We start from the raw sequence: 13,579 nt of genomic DNA on the forward strand, positions 1-13,579 counted from the left end.
TCAGGTTACAGAAGAAAGGCGAGCAATATGGGCAAGTAAAGCACCGACATGACAGTAGAGACAACAACGAGACCCGATACGGCATCCGCATCCGCGCCATATTTTTCAGCCAGCAGATAAGAGGTGACGGCTACAGGGGTGGCCGCCTGAAGGATAAGGACTGCGAGCGCCACAGGCTCCAAGACAAAGTAGATGCCAATTATCCATGCGACACCTGCACAGACTGCCGCGCGGATCAGTGACAGCACGATTGCGCGCCCCAAACGGGCGGGGGTGAGGCGTGCGACGGCTACACCCAGCGTAATAAGCATGAGAGGAATTGCCATCTGACCAATGAGTTCCAGCGCATTGGTCAGGAATAGCGGCGTGGTCCAGCCTTGCCATAGAAAGATACCGCCGAGCAGTGTTGCCCCGACCATCGGCTCGCGTAATGCGCGCCATGGCGCGCCGCCCCCGGCCACCAGCCAGATACCGAAAGTAAATGACCAAACCGCCATGATCGCAAAGATCACTACAGCATAGCTGAGCCCCGCTTCGCCGAACGCAAAGAGCGCCAGAGGTAACCCGAGATTGCCGGTGTTGCCAAAGATGAGCGGCGCCATGTAGGTCCGAAGGTCGAGCCTGCCAAGGCGCACCAGCGCCCACATCGCCACGCTCAGCACGGAATATACGGCGACGGCAGCCAGTGAAACGGTCGTCAAAGATGCCGGATCAACCTTGGCCTGCATGAGGGCGGTGAAGATCAGGCACGGCACTGCCAGCGTCATTGACAGGCGCGTGACAAAGGCCAACCGGTATTCGTATCCCATCCAAACCCACAGATAGCCGACCCCGGCCAGCAGAAACACGGGCGCGGTAATCTCCAGCACTGTCAAGATGAGGTTCACAGACTGTTTCCCGCCGAATCGTGCATCTGGGTTGGACAAAACCCCCTTGAAACCTTTAGAGTCGCGGGTTAGGGGCTGCAATGTTATGATGAAAACACACGCGAAATACCATCTGGGCCAGATCGTGCGGCATAAGAAACACCCATTTCGAGGTGTTGTCTTTGACGTGGACCCCGAGTTTGCCAATACCGAGGAATGGTATTCGTCGATCCCCGAGGAAAGCCGTCCGGTCAAGGATCAGCCGTTTTATCATCTGCTGGCCGAAAACGATCAGAGCTACTACGTCGCGTATGTGAGCGAACAGAATCTGGTGGCGGACTATTCTGGTCAGCCGGTAGAGCATCCTGACATTCCCGATCTCTTTGGGCCGTTTGAGGATGGTCTCTATCCGCTGCATTTCCAACTGAACTGATCAGGGTAGGGTGGGTGTCTGACCCATCGCTTGTTTCAATACCCCAATGCGCAGCCATCCTTGCGCGGATCAGACCCGCCCTCTAAAACGCCATCCTCGCGGATAGAAATCGCCTGAGCACCGCCGATTGCCTCGTCGGGGATCACGACGTCATGCCCGATATCCGACAGTTCGCGCCGCACAGTGTCGGTGTAACCGCGTTCGACCCTTAGCTTGCCATCAGCAGCAAAGGCGCGGGGCGCATCGATGGCGCTCTGCGGGTCCATTCCGAAATCGTGCAGGTTCGACACGAACCGCGCATGTCCGCACGGCTGATAGCCACCGCCCATCACGCCGAATGGCATGATTACCCGCCCGTTCTGGCGTAGCATTCCGGGAATGATCGTGTGCATTGGGCGTTTTCCGCCTGCCAGTTCGTTCGGGTGCCCCTCTTGCAGGGTAAAGCCCGCACCGCGGTTCTGTAGCAGGATACCGAACTTTTCGGATGCGATACCAGAGCCGAAGCCATGGAAAATAGAGTAAATCAGCGACACCGACATCCGGTCGCGGTCCACGACAGTGATGTAGATTGTGTCACGGTGTACCTGTTCAGTCAGGGAAGCGGCCGAAGCGATCACCCGTTGCGGGTCGATCATGGCAGCTAGGTCAGCTGCCAATTCCGGGGACAGCATGCGATCCACCCGCGCTGTGTGGTCTGGGTCTGCAATGATACGGTTGCGGGCGTCATAAGCCAGCTTAGCTGCTTCGGCCTCAATGTGGGCGCGCGCGGCACCATTTGGCGCCAGACTGACAAGGTCGAAATGCTTGAGCATGTTCAGCATCAAGATCGCCGTCGCGCCCTGCCCGTTGGGGGGATGCTCGACCAGTTCGACACCGTTGTAATCGCCTGCGATGGGGCTGGTGGGCGTGCCCTGATGCGCGGCAAAGTCGCTTGTACTATGGACGCCACCCAATTCGCGCAGCGTGTTAACCATGTCTTCGGCAACTTCGCCTTCGTAAAAGGCGCGCGACCCGTTTGCCGCCAGCCGTCGTAGCACTTCAGCTTGCCCCGGGGCGCGGAACGCCGTGCCGACTCGTGGTGTGCCGCCCGGCATGTAGTGGCGTTGCGCGTGCCCTTGCAGGGTCGGACCGGACCGCGCCCAGTCGTCGATGACACGCGGCGCGATGGGAACGCCTTCTTCGGCGTAGTGGATGGACGGGGCGAGGAGCGTATCGAGGCCCAGCTTGCCATGGTCAGAGGAGAGTGTGCAGAATGCCTCGATAGCGCCGGGGATTGTGACCGAATGCGCGCCATGCGTCGGAACCTTATCCAGCCCCTGATCGCGTAGCGCAGCAGCACTTGCTGCGGCGGGGGCGCGGCCGGAGCCATTATAGGCCTGCACGTCGTTTGATCCGGGCGCATTCCACAAAACGAAGCAATCCCCGCCGATCCCTGTCATCTGCGGTTCGCAAATGCCGAGCAGGACCGCACCAGCGATTGCGGCATCCATTGCGTTTCCACCGCGATCCAGAATGTCGATAGCAACACGTGCGGCCAATGGATGGGAGGTGGCGCACATGCCATTGGTGGCCAACACAGGAGAGCGTCCGGGCAGGTGAAAGTCGCGCATTGGGGCCTCTTAGGTCTGATGTTTCATCGGACACTAGGACGCTTGGCGCGGATTGCCAATTGGAGAAACTGTACTGATATGGGGGGTAGATACCTCGACGCCGCGCACTGGGTGGGGGCTGTTAAACGCGGCGCCGAGGGAAGCCATATGCAGCTACAAGAACAGGTATGACGCTGCACTCTGTCCGCAATGCGATCAGATCTGGGCAAATCTGAGGCAATTTCACTTTTGACGAAAAATCACCGGCGCCACGCGAGGCCCAAGACATGTGACCTTTGACCGTGAAGCCAAAGGAAATGGATGCGCATGTTGCTGTGTTGTCGGCGAGAACGATCAAGTCTCATGCATCACAGGGCGTGATTGCGGAGTACTCCATGCGTCAGAAACGCTCGCCCCGAACTTTGAAGCTAAGCCGGTTTTCATTGTCCAGACGCGCATAATGTAGATCGGTTGTCAGCCTGCGGATGATGTACCAGCCAAAGCCCCCTTCGGGCAGTTCGGCGCGCGGTACGTCCACGGCGGGTGGGATGCCGGGCGGCAGCGCGTTATCGGGTAGCGGCGCACCGTTGTCATGGATTTCACATATCACCGAATCGATGCCCGGCATGATTTCTAGCCTGATGGTCCCCAACATGCCTGGGCCAAAGGCATGCTCGACGATATTGTTCAGCGCCTCGGCCAAAACGACCTCGACCGGGCCGCATAAATCATCTTCAACATCGCAGGACTCTAGATAATGGCGCACGTTCGCCAGACCTACCCGAATAGCAGAGTCGGAATTGTCCAGCGTCAGAACGAATGGGGTGTTTGCATCATTCCGGGGCACAGATGCTCCTCCGGCATTTCCATGGTGCCGGCAATTGCCGTAGATCACCCGGCGGAACGTTTCGGAATTGAATCGAGTCTGCCATGAATACTAAAGACGGTGTCCATCCGGGTCAGACGAAAAACCTTGTCCACATCTGGCGTCAATGCCGCCAGATCAAGCCTTCGATCCGGCCCGATCAACTTCATTGCTGCAACGATGGCACCGAGACCGCTTGAATCAATAAACGCAACTTGCCCCAGATCAAGAATAACGTGATTGCTCGCCTCTGCGGTGGCGCTGCGCATTGCGTCCTTGAATTGAATGGCTGATGCGGCGTCAATGCGTGACGCATTGACGGTGACGATGGTTTGATCGCCTTTATGGGTAGGAGTGAGGTTCATGGAACTCTCCGGCGCTACGTATAATTACGCGTCAGGCTAGACTGTAATCATTACTATTCGGTATGCAGGGCACAGCAAGCGGAAGGAGCTTAGACATGAAAACCGTGGTGATCGCAGGTGCAGCCCGAACGCCTATGGGCGGCTTTCAAGGAGATTTCGACGGCACATCAGCCAGCCACTTGGGAGGGGTGGCAATCCGTGCGGCGCTTGATGACGCCCGAAGCTCCTCCGTGGACGAGGTGTTGATGGGCTGCGTATTGCCTGCAGGACAGGGGCAGGCTCCGGCGCGTCAGGCTGGTTTTGCTGCTGGCCTAGGTGATGATGTGCCTGCGACGACGCTGAACAAAATGTGCGGGTCCGGCATGAAGGCGGCAATGATTGCCTTCGATCAGATCGCGCTGGGTCATGCGGACACGATGATCGCGGGCGGCATGGAGAGTATGTCGAACGCGCCCTATATGCTGCCAAAAATGCGTGGCGGTGCCCGGATTGGCCATACAGAAGTGCAGGACCATATGTTCCTTGATGGGTTGGAGGACGCCTATGACAAAGGCCGTCTGATGGGGACGTTTGCCGAAGATTGCGCCGAGGAATTTCAATTCACCCGCGAAGCACAGGATGCCTACGCAATCGGATCGCTCGAAAACGCTTTGGCGGCCCAGTCCAGCGGTGCATTTGACGGTGAAATCGCCTCAGTCACTCTGAGCACGCGCAAGGGCGATGTGACCATCGCGACCGACGAGCAACCGGCCAAGGCCCGTCCCGAGAAGATTCCGCAGTTGAAACCGGCCTTTCGCAAGGACGGAACAGTAACGGCGGCAAACGCTTCGTCCATTTCTGACGGTGCTGCGGCGCTTGTTCTTGCCTCGCAAGAAGCCGCACAGGCGCAGGCGCTGAACATTCGCGCCCGCATTCTTGGCCATGCAAGCCATGCACAGGCTCCGGGATGGTTCACGACGGCACCGGTGCCCGCTGCACAGAAACTTCTTCAGCGGTTGGGCTGGTCAGTGGATGACGTGGACCTGTGGGAAGTAAACGAAGCGTTTGCCGTGGTTCCGATGGCCTTCATGCACGAAATGGGCATTGCCCGTGACAAGATGAACGTAAATGGTGGTGCCTGCGCCTTGGGCCATCCCATTGGCGCCAGCGGCGCGCGAATCATGGTTACACTGCTGAATGCGTTGGAAAAGCGTGGCCTCAAGCGCGGGATCGCGGCGATCTGCATCGGTGGTGGAGAGGGAACCGCGATTGCAATCGAGCGTGACTAACCTCATCTTTTTGCCATAAATATCCCGGGGTCTGGGGCCGCGCCCCAGTCCGGCGCTCTAAGCAGGATACACCATGCGCATTGATTATTCCGACATTTCCAAGACGCTTGCGGCCTTGACTGCGGGCGAAACGGATGAGGTCGCGTTGATGGCTACAATGGCCTGCGAATTGCATCACGCGGATGATCGCTTTGACTGGACTGGGTTTTACCGTGTGACCGCGCCGGAAATGCTCAAGATCGGGCCATATCAGGGTGGACATGGGTGCCTGCAGATCCCGTTTTCGCGAGGAGTTTGTGGTGCGGCGGCCCGAAGCGGAGAGGTCCAGCTGGTGGCGGATGTGCATGCTGTCGCCGATCACATCGCCTGCGCCAGCACCACCCGCTCAGAGATCGTGTTGCCAGTGTGTGATGGGCAGGGACGCATGATTGGCGTGTTGGATATCGACAGTGACCAGCCTGAGGCCTTCACGCAAGAGGATGCCACAGAGCTGGCAAAGCTACTTGCTCAGGTGTTTGCTGGCGTGCGGTAATAAATTTTACCGCCCCCATGAAAAAATATTTGATTTTTTCATGGAATCGACGCACCGTGAAATTCGTGTTGAAATTTTCACGAAAGCATACCCGTGCATCAGAGTGATCCGACCAAACCGCGTACGCTGGGGGCCGATCTTCGGGCCTTGCGAAAGGCGCGCGGTGTTACGCTCAGTGATCTGGCAGAGCGGCTGGGGCGTTCTGTTGGGTGGCTCAGTCAGGTCGAGCGAGACCTGTCCGAAGCATCAGTTAACGACCTGCGCCATATAGCGGGGGCACTGGATGTGTCGGTGTCGCTGCTTTTTGGCCATACGGCGGCCCCGGCAGCTGAAGCGGGACACATAGTGCGCCGAAATGCGCGGCGACAAATCGGATCAGATGCGGCGGGATTGGTCGAAGAGTTGCTATCGCCCGATCTGACCGATGATTTCGAAGTCGTACATTCCACGTTTGCGCCACACAGTCGTCGCGGCGAGATTATCGAGCGGCCGACGCAGGAGGTCGGATATGTCGTTTCCGGACAGCTTGACCTGATCATCTCGGGGCGTCCGTTCAGCGTTGGGCTGGGTGACAGCTTTCGAATCAAGAATGAGCCGTTTGAGTGGATGAACCCTTATGATGAACCTGCGGTGGTGATCTGGGTGATCGCCCCGCCGGTGTATTGAGGCGCGCATGAGCTGGGAGGCATGGATCATGTTCGCAGTGTTCTGGGCGGTGTTTGTCACCACGCCGGGGCCGAACGCGGTCAATTGTATCACAAATGGCATGACGATCGGGTTTCGCCGATCCCTGCCCGGCGTGGCTGCTATCCTGACGCAGGCGGCGCTGTTTCTCACGCTGTCGGCATTGGGTGTCACGGCCCTGATCACGACATCGCCGATCGCCTTTCAGATTGCCAAACTGATCGGTGCGGGGTTTTTGATCTATCTGGGCATCCGCGGCTGGGTCATGGCCAAGACGCCGGCAAAGGTCACAGCGCGACCCGCCGGGTCGATCTATTGGCGGGCTTTTGCAATCGCCACAATCAACCCCAAGAGCGTCGCAGGCTATCTGGCGGCGTTCAGTCAGTTCGTGCAGCCTGATGTGCCGATCTGGGACCAGATGTGGGTTATCTTTCCAACCGCGCTCAGCCTGACGGCGCTCAGCTACCTTGGTTATACGGCGCTGGGGGCCGGGTTGGGTATGGCTGCATTGGGCGCGGTCTTTAACGTTTGGCTGCGCCGCGCGCTTGCCGGTTGTTTCATCATTTACGGCGTGCTCTTGGGCAGCACCGCCGCACCTGTCGGGAGGATCTGAGCATGACGAAGGGACAATGCTTGTGTGGGGGCGTCACGTTTGAAACGACTGCTGAGCCGAAAGGCGCCAGCGCGTGCCACTGCGGACAATGTCGACGCCAGTCGGGTCACGTGTGGGCCTCGGCCTACGTGCCAAAAGATACAATGCACATCACCGGAGATGTCACGTGGTATGCGTCGAGCGACACCGCAAAACGCGGGTTTTGTCCGACATGCGGTTCGTTCCTGTTTTGGGCCGCCGACGCAGAGAGCACCATCAGTTTCGCGCTGGGGGCGCTCGACACTCCGACGGATCTGAAAATGACGCGGCACATCTTTGTCGCGGACAAGGGCGACTACTACGACATTGCTGACGGGCTGCCGCAAGACGCGCGAAGCTGACGGACCGACACACGAGAACAACAAAGAATACGGAGACGAACCCATGGCAGATTTCCCCACAACGGCCCGCGTGGTCATCATTGGCGGCGGTGTCGTCGGCACCTCGACGCTCTATCATTTGGCCAAAGGCGGCTGGAGCGACTGCGTGCTGCTGGAGAAGAACGAACTGACCGCAGGCTCTACATGGCACGCGGCGGGCAACTGCCCGAACTTTTCGACCTCTTGGGCGGTTATGAACATGCAGCGGTACTCGTTGGATCTCTACTCGCGGCTCGAGGCCGAGGTAGAGTACCCGATGAACTATCATGTGACCGGTTCGATCCGGTTGGGCCACAGCAAGGAACGGATGCAGGAATTCGAGCGCGCGTGTTCCATGGGGCGTCATCAGGGCATCGAACTGAACATGATGAGTCTGGAGGATATCAAAAGCCGGTATCCGTTCATTGAAACGCACGATCTGGCGGGTGGTCTGTGGGATCCGGCTGACGGTGATATCGACCCTGCGCAGCTGACACAGGCACTGGCCAAGGGCGCGCGTCAGATGGGCGCACGGATCGAACGATTCTGCCCTGCAACGGGCGTCAGCCGCGATGGTGACGAGTGGATTGTGCATACCGACAAAGGCGATATCCGCTGCGAAAAAGTGGTGAACGCCGCAGGGTATTATGCGCAGCGTGTTGGCGAATGGTTCAAGCCGTTTGGCGGGCGCACCGTGCCGATGGTCACGATGAGCCACCAGTATTTTCTGACCGAAGAGATTGGTGAGCTAAAGGACTGGACAGCAGAGCAGGGCCACAAAGTGCCGCTATTGCGCGATGTCGACAGCTCGTACTATCTGCGGCAGGACAAGAACGGCCTGAACCTAGGTCCGTACGAACGCAACTGCCGCGCCCATTGGGTGACGCCCGACGATCCGATGCCCGAAGATTTCAGCTTCCAGCTTTATCCCGACGATCTGGAGCGGCTGGAATGGTATATCGAGGATGCAATGGCACGGGTGCCGATCCTTGGTAGTGCCGGGGTCGGTCGGGTGATCAATGGCCCAATTCCTTACGCTCCTGATGGGCTGCCTCTGATTGGCCCCATGCCCGGCGTGACAAACGCGTTTGAGGCTTGCGTCTTTACCTTTGGGATCACTCAAGGTGGCGGCGCGGGCAAGGTCGCAGCGGAATGGGTCATGCATGGCGAGACCGAGCATGACATGTGGGCCGTCGACCCACGCCGGTACACTGACTACACCGATCAGGATTACTGCCACGCCAAGGCGATGGAGGTTTACGGCCACGAATACGCAATGCATTTCCCGCAGCATGAATGGCCTGCTGGACGCGACAAGAAGCTGGGTCCAAACGACGCACGCATTCGCGAATTGGGGGGCGTGATGGGCGCCTATAATGGCTGGGAGCGGGCAAACTGGTTCGCAAAGCCGGGCGATGATACGTCTGAGGAGGCAACGCACACATGGGGCCGCTCTGGCCCGTGGGAGGTACGCATCCGAGAGGAATGCGAGGCCGTCCGCGACGGGTGCGGTGTCCTTGATTTGCCGGGGTTCTCGCGGTTCTGGCTAACGGGCGAAGGCGCGGATGAATGGCTGCGCGGCTTTGTGGCAGGAGCGCTGCCAAGAATCGGGCGCATGAACCTCGTCTATGTCTCGGACAGCCGGGGTCGAATCAAAACCGAGATGTCATGTGTACGCCTCGCTGAGGACAGCTTTGTGCTGATTACGGCGGCCACAGCGCAATGGCATGACGGCGACCTGATCCGACAATCGGTGCCCGAGGGCGTCGAGGTGAAGGAGACCACGACCGAGCGCAGCGCGCTGATCGTCACCGGCCCGAAATCGCGCGATCTGTTATCGCCATTGACCGATGCCGATCTGTCGCTGGCGTGGCTTAGCCACCAACATTGCACCGTTGCGGGCAAGCCTGCCTTCCTCGCGCGGGTGAGTTTCGCTGGCGAGTTGGGCTGGGAAGTTCACGCCACCAACGATGATATGCCGGGTATTTACGATGCCATCCTTGATGCGGGGGCGACGCCCTTTGGTATGTATGCGTTGAACGCTCTGCGGATCGAAAAAGGATACCGCACGTGGAAGGGCGATCTTTCGACCGATTACAGCCTTATCGAAGGGGGGCTGGAACGGTTCATCAAGTTCGACAAACCACAGGATTTTGTCGGTAAGGCGGCGTTGCTGGTGGAAAAGCAACAAGGCTCGAAGAAGCGGTTCGTGACGTTGCTCGTGGATGCAGATGAGGCCGATGCGCCTTATATGTCGACACTCTGGCACGGCAATGACGTGGTCGGAGAAACCACTAGCGGCGCCTATGGATACCGTGTGAATGCCAGCATTGCGCTGGGCATGCTGCGCGCCGATCTGGCGGAACCGGGCACTGAATTGGAAGTCGATATCTATGGTAAGCGCTGCCGCGCGGTGGTCCAGCCGGATCAGCCTCTGTGGGATCCGCAGAACGAGCGGCTTCGTGCCTGATAAATACCGGTGCCGGGCGTAGCGCCCGGTATCCCCCCTTATTCCAAAGGTTCATCCATGACACAGATAACTCTTCTCGACGGCTCGATCGGGCAGGAGGTCGTCAAGCGTTCGGGCGATCGGGCGACGGTCCTATGGTCCACCAGCGTGATGATGGAGAAACCCGGTATCGTGAGAGAGGTGCACACCGATTACTACGGCGCCGGTGCGACAGTGGCCACAACGAATACCTATGCCGTACATCGCGACCGCTTGACCAAGGTGAATCTGGAGGATCAGTTCGAGGCGCTCATCGGATGCGCACTGACCGAGGCCGAAACTGCGCGCGCGGCTGCGGGCGCAGGACGGATCGCTGCATCGCTCGGCCCGCTTGGGGCGTCCTACCGGCCTGATATATGCCCGCCGGTGGATGTGGCAGCCCCGCTATATGCCGAACTGGTGGCATTGATGCGGGCGCGTGTCGATCTCTTTATCATCGAGACGGTTGCATCACTGACCCACGCAGATGGCGCATTAACCGGATGTGCAGGATGTGAAAAACCTGTCTGGCTGGCAGTGACCGTGGATGATGACGACGGCACGGTGTTGCGGTCGGGTGAACCGCTGCGCGATCTCGCGGAGATCGTCGCGCGCCATACACCAGACGCGGTGCTGGTCAACTGCTCGCGCCCCGAAGCCGTCGAGGCGGCGTTGGACATAATCAAGGGGTTCGGTCGCCCGTTCGGGGCCTATGCCAACGGGTTCACCCGGATCAGCGATGGTTTCAAACAGGACAACCCCACCGTCGATGCGCTGGAAACACGTACCGATCTGGACCCTGCCGCCTACGCCGAGTTTTCGATGGGTTGGGTCGGGCAGGGGGCAACCATTGTTGGCGGTTGCTGCGAAGTTGGCCCGGATCACATTACCGAACTGGCCGCGCGACTGCGCGCCGCCGGCCACGAGATAGTCTGAGGCGGTCGAGCACAACCGACGCTTTTACATTCCACGAATTCAGAGACATAAAGGACGACACGAAATGACAGACCTTCCTCAAAATGCACGTGTGGTGATCATCGGTGGTGGCGTCGTCGGATGCTCGGTCGCATATCATCTGGCCAAGATGGGCTGGAAGGACGTTGTCCTGCTGGAGCGTAAGCAACTGACCTCCGGCACGACATGGCATGCTGCGGGTCTTATCGGGCAGTTGCGTGCGGGTCAGAACATGACCAAGCTCGCCAAATACTCCGCCGAGCTTTACAAAGGGTTGGAGGCCGAAACCGGCGTCGCGACCGGGTTGCGTCAGGGGGGGTCCGTCTCGGCGGCCCTGACTGCAGAGCGCCGCGAGGAACTGTTTCGTCAGGCGGCCATGGCCCGTGCCTTTGGCGTACCTGTTGAGGAACTGTCACCCGCCGAGGTCAAGGAGAAGTATGAACATCTTAACCTTGATGGCGTGACAGGGGGGGTCTGGCTGCCCACAGACGGGCAGGCTGATCCGGCCAACATTGCGTTGGCGTTGGCAAAAGGCGCACGCCAGAACGGAGCGTTGATCCGCGAACGGGTTAAGGTCACAGGCCTGAAACGGGACGGTCGCCGCGTCACTGGCGTCGATTGGGCTGCCGATGATGGCAGCGATCAAGGTCACATCACTTGTGACATGATCGTGAACTGCGCGGGCATGTGGGGGCACGAAGTGGGCCGGATGGCTGGTGTGAACGTGCCGCTGCACGCTTGCGAGCATTTCTACATCGTGACCGAGGCGATTGAAGGTCTGAAACAGATGCCGGTCCTGCGGGTGCCCGATGAATGCGCCTACTATAAAGAGGACGCCGGCAAAATTCTGCTGGGTGCATTTGAACCGCACTCGAAACCGTGGGGGATGAACGGTATTCCCGATAGTTTCGAATTCGATCAACTCCCCGAGGATTTCGACCATTTCGAACCTATTCTGGAGGCTGCCTGTAACCGGCTGCCGATGCTGGCGGAAGCGGGTATTCACACGTTCTTCAATGGCCCAGAAAGCTTTACCCCCGATGATGCCTACCACTTGGGTCTGGCACCTGAGATGGACAACGTCTGGGTTGCCTGCGGGTTCAACTCTATCGGGATTCAGTCGGCAGGCGGCGCGGGTCATGCGCTGAGCCAGTGGATGGACAGCGGTGAAAAACCGTTCGATCTGGGCGATGTGGATATCAGCCGGATGCAGCCATTTCAGGGCAACAAACATTACCTCTTTGAGCGGTCCAAGGAGACGTTGGGCCTGCTCTATGCTGACCACTTTCCCTATCTGCAAAAGCGCACCGCACGCGGTGTTCGGCGAACACCGTTCCACCATCATCTGTTGGACAACGGCGCAGTGATGGGCGAGGCCGCCGGGTGGGAGCGCGCCAACTGGTTTGCAAACGAAGGCCAGGAACGTGAATATCAATACACTTGGAAGCGGCAGAACTGGTTCGGAAATGCCGCCGCCGAACACAAGGCGGTTCGTGAGAATGTCGGCATGTACGACATGTCCTCTTTCGGTAAGCTGCGCGTTGAAGGCCCGGACGCCGAGGCGTTCCTGAACTATATTGGCGGCGGTGATTATTCGGCACCAGTGGGCAAGATCGTCTACACCCAATTCCTGAACAACCGCGGCGGGATCGAGGCAGATGTGACTGTCACCCGCCTGAGCGAGATGGTATATCTGGTGGTGACCCCGGGCGCGACCCGGCTGGCTGATCAGACGTGGATGGAGCGACACAAGGGCGATTTCAATGTGGTGATCACCGATGTGACCGCAGGTGAGGGTGTGCTGGCCGTGATGGGGCCAAACGCGCGCAAGCTGCTGCAAAAAGTATCACCTAGCGATTTTAGCAATGACGTGAATCCATTCGGCACCGCGCAAGAGATCGAGTTAGGGATGGGCCTCGCGCGTGCGCATCGTGTCACCTATGTGGGCGAACTGGGATGGGAGATTTACGTCAGTTCCGACATGGCCGGCCACGCGTTCGAGACGTTGTGGGAGGCCGGACAGGACATGGGGCTAAAGCTGTGCGGTATGCACATGATGGACAGTTGCCGTATCGAAAAGGGGTTCCGCCACTTTGGCCATGACATCACCTGCGAGGACCATGTGCTGGAGGCGGGGCTGGGCTTTGCAGTCAAAACCTCCAAGCCTGATTTCATTGGTCGAGACGCCGTTCTGCGCAAGAAAGAGGAAGGGCTGAAAACCCGCATGGTCCAGTTCCGCCTGACTGATCCAGAGCCGTTACTCTATCACAACGAACCAATCGTGCGTGATGGGCAGATCGTGAGCTATCTCAGTTCTGGCAACTACGGGCACACCTTGGGCGGTGCGATTGGCATGGGCTACGTCCCGTGTGACGGCGAGAGCCCCGATCAACTGCTGGCCTCGTCCTACGAAATTGACGTTGCCGGGATACGGGTCGAGGCAGAAGTCAGCTTGCGTCCGATGTACGATCCAAAAGGGGAACGGGCAAAAGCCTGAGCGGAAAAGGCGCGGCTCCTATCAGGG

General features: G+C 58.9%; 13 protein-coding genes. 9 read left to right on the forward strand and 4 right to left on the reverse strand.

Annotation, left to right across the window (positions count from 1 at the left end; genetic code table 11):
- Positions 1 to 5: 5 nt before the first annotated feature.
- The gene (locus N7U68_RS15305; protein ID WP_263047373.1) at positions 6 to 887 is read right to left on the reverse strand and encodes an AEC family transporter; all 882 of its coding nucleotides are present in this window, start codon (positions 885 to 887) and stop codon (positions 6 to 8) included.
- Positions 888 to 972: 85 nt separating this feature from the next.
- Between N7U68_RS15305 and hspQ the strand changes: the two genes are divergently transcribed.
- The gene (hspQ, locus tag N7U68_RS15310; protein ID WP_165194189.1) at positions 973 to 1,299 is read left to right on the forward strand and encodes a heat shock protein HspQ; all 327 of its coding nucleotides are present in this window, start codon (positions 973 to 975) and stop codon (positions 1,297 to 1,299) included.
- 35 nt (positions 1,300 to 1,334) lie between these two features.
- Here hspQ and N7U68_RS15315 read toward each other — a convergent pair whose 3' ends face one another.
- The 3 genes from N7U68_RS15315 to N7U68_RS15325 form a co-directional block, all read right to left on the reverse strand.
- A complete protein-coding gene (locus N7U68_RS15315) occupies positions 1,335 to 2,909 on the reverse strand; it encodes a gamma-glutamyltransferase family protein (RefSeq protein WP_263047374.1) in 1,575 nt (524 codons plus the stop codon).
- Between the two features lie 379 nt (positions 2,910 to 3,288).
- Positions 3,289 to 3,735, reverse strand: a complete 447-nt coding sequence (locus tag N7U68_RS15320) for an ATP-binding protein (protein WP_263047375.1) — start codon at positions 3,733 to 3,735, stop codon at positions 3,289 to 3,291.
- A gap of 44 nt (positions 3,736 to 3,779) precedes the next feature.
- The gene (locus tag N7U68_RS15325) at positions 3,780 to 4,118 is read right to left on the reverse strand and encodes an STAS domain-containing protein (protein ID WP_263047376.1); all 339 of its coding nucleotides are present in this window, start codon (positions 4,116 to 4,118) and stop codon (positions 3,780 to 3,782) included.
- Positions 4,119 to 4,213: 95 nt separating this feature from the next.
- Here N7U68_RS15325 and N7U68_RS15330 point away from each other — a divergent pair, with 95 nt between their 5' ends.
- The 8 genes from N7U68_RS15330 to N7U68_RS15365 all read left to right on the forward strand — a co-directional run bounded on the left by N7U68_RS15330 (position 4,214) and on the right by N7U68_RS15365 (position 13,552).
- Positions 4,214 to 5,386, forward strand: coding sequence for an acetyl-CoA C-acyltransferase (locus N7U68_RS15330; RefSeq protein WP_263047377.1), 1,173 nt, complete (start codon positions 4,214 to 4,216; stop codon positions 5,384 to 5,386).
- Between the two features lie 73 nt (positions 5,387 to 5,459).
- Entirely contained in the window at positions 5,460 to 5,918 is a 459-nt protein-coding gene (gene msrC / locus N7U68_RS15335) for a free L-methionine (R)-S-oxide reductase MsrC (protein ID WP_263047378.1), read from the forward strand.
- Positions 5,919 to 6,011: 93 nt separating this feature from the next.
- Positions 6,012 to 6,584 carry a helix-turn-helix domain-containing protein gene (locus N7U68_RS15340; protein ID WP_165194178.1) on the forward strand — a complete coding sequence of 191 codons (573 nt, stop codon included), beginning with the start codon at positions 6,012 to 6,014 and terminating at the stop codon, positions 6,582 to 6,584.
- Positions 6,585 to 6,591: 7 nt separating this feature from the next.
- Positions 6,592 to 7,215 carry a LysE family translocator gene (locus tag N7U68_RS15345; protein ID WP_263047379.1) on the forward strand — a complete coding sequence of 208 codons (624 nt, stop codon included), beginning with the start codon at positions 6,592 to 6,594 and terminating at the stop codon, positions 7,213 to 7,215.
- Positions 7,216 to 7,217: 2 nt separating this feature from the next.
- Positions 7,218 to 7,595 (forward strand): GFA family protein, encoded by a 378-nt coding sequence (locus N7U68_RS15350; RefSeq protein WP_263047380.1) that lies wholly within the window; start codon positions 7,218 to 7,220, stop codon positions 7,593 to 7,595.
- 43 nt (positions 7,596 to 7,638) lie between these two features.
- Positions 7,639 to 10,083 carry a GcvT family protein gene (locus tag N7U68_RS15355; protein WP_263047381.1) on the forward strand — a complete coding sequence of 815 codons (2,445 nt, stop codon included), beginning with the start codon at positions 7,639 to 7,641 and terminating at the stop codon, positions 10,081 to 10,083.
- Positions 10,084 to 10,140: 57 nt separating this feature from the next.
- Positions 10,141 to 11,037, forward strand: a complete 897-nt coding sequence (locus N7U68_RS15360) for a homocysteine S-methyltransferase family protein (protein WP_263047382.1) — start codon at positions 10,141 to 10,143, stop codon at positions 11,035 to 11,037.
- Between the two features lie 64 nt (positions 11,038 to 11,101).
- A complete protein-coding gene (locus N7U68_RS15365) occupies positions 11,102 to 13,552 on the forward strand; it encodes a GcvT family protein (protein ID WP_263047383.1) in 2,451 nt (816 codons plus the stop codon).
- Positions 13,553 to 13,579: the final 27 nt, after the last annotated feature.

The sequence above is a fragment of the Roseovarius pelagicus genome (assembly GCF_025639885.1).
GTDB classification, from domain to species: domain Bacteria; phylum Pseudomonadota; class Alphaproteobacteria; order Rhodobacterales; family Rhodobacteraceae; genus Roseovarius; species Roseovarius pelagicus.

What these genes read in the sequence shown, in the direction of transcription:
- N7U68_RS15325 (WP_263047376.1), bottom strand. Translation starts at nt 4,118, where the DNA reads ATGAACCTCACTCCTACCCATAAAGGCGATCAAACCATCGTCACCGTC.
- N7U68_RS15330 (WP_263047377.1), top strand. Translation starts at nt 4,214, where the DNA reads ATGAAAACCGTGGTGATCGCAGGTGCAGCCCGAACGCCTATGGGCGGC.
- hspQ (WP_165194189.1), top strand. Translation starts at nt 973, where the DNA reads ATGATGAAAACACACGCGAAATACCATCTGGGCCAGATCGTGCGGCAT.
- N7U68_RS15345 (WP_263047379.1), top strand. Translation starts at nt 6,592, where the DNA reads ATGAGCTGGGAGGCATGGATCATGTTCGCAGTGTTCTGGGCGGTGTTT.
- N7U68_RS15315 (WP_263047374.1), bottom strand. Translation starts at nt 2,909, where the DNA reads ATGCGCGACTTTCACCTGCCCGGACGCTCTCCTGTGTTGGCCACCAAT.
- N7U68_RS15365 (WP_263047383.1), top strand. Translation starts at nt 11,102, where the DNA reads ATGACAGACCTTCCTCAAAATGCACGTGTGGTGATCATCGGTGGTGGC.
- N7U68_RS15360 (WP_263047382.1), top strand. Translation starts at nt 10,141, where the DNA reads ATGACACAGATAACTCTTCTCGACGGCTCGATCGGGCAGGAGGTCGTC.
- N7U68_RS15350 (WP_263047380.1), top strand. Translation starts at nt 7,218, where the DNA reads ATGACGAAGGGACAATGCTTGTGTGGGGGCGTCACGTTTGAAACGACT.
- msrC (WP_263047378.1), top strand. Translation starts at nt 5,460, where the DNA reads ATGCGCATTGATTATTCCGACATTTCCAAGACGCTTGCGGCCTTGACT.
- N7U68_RS15355 (WP_263047381.1), top strand. Translation starts at nt 7,639, where the DNA reads ATGGCAGATTTCCCCACAACGGCCCGCGTGGTCATCATTGGCGGCGGT.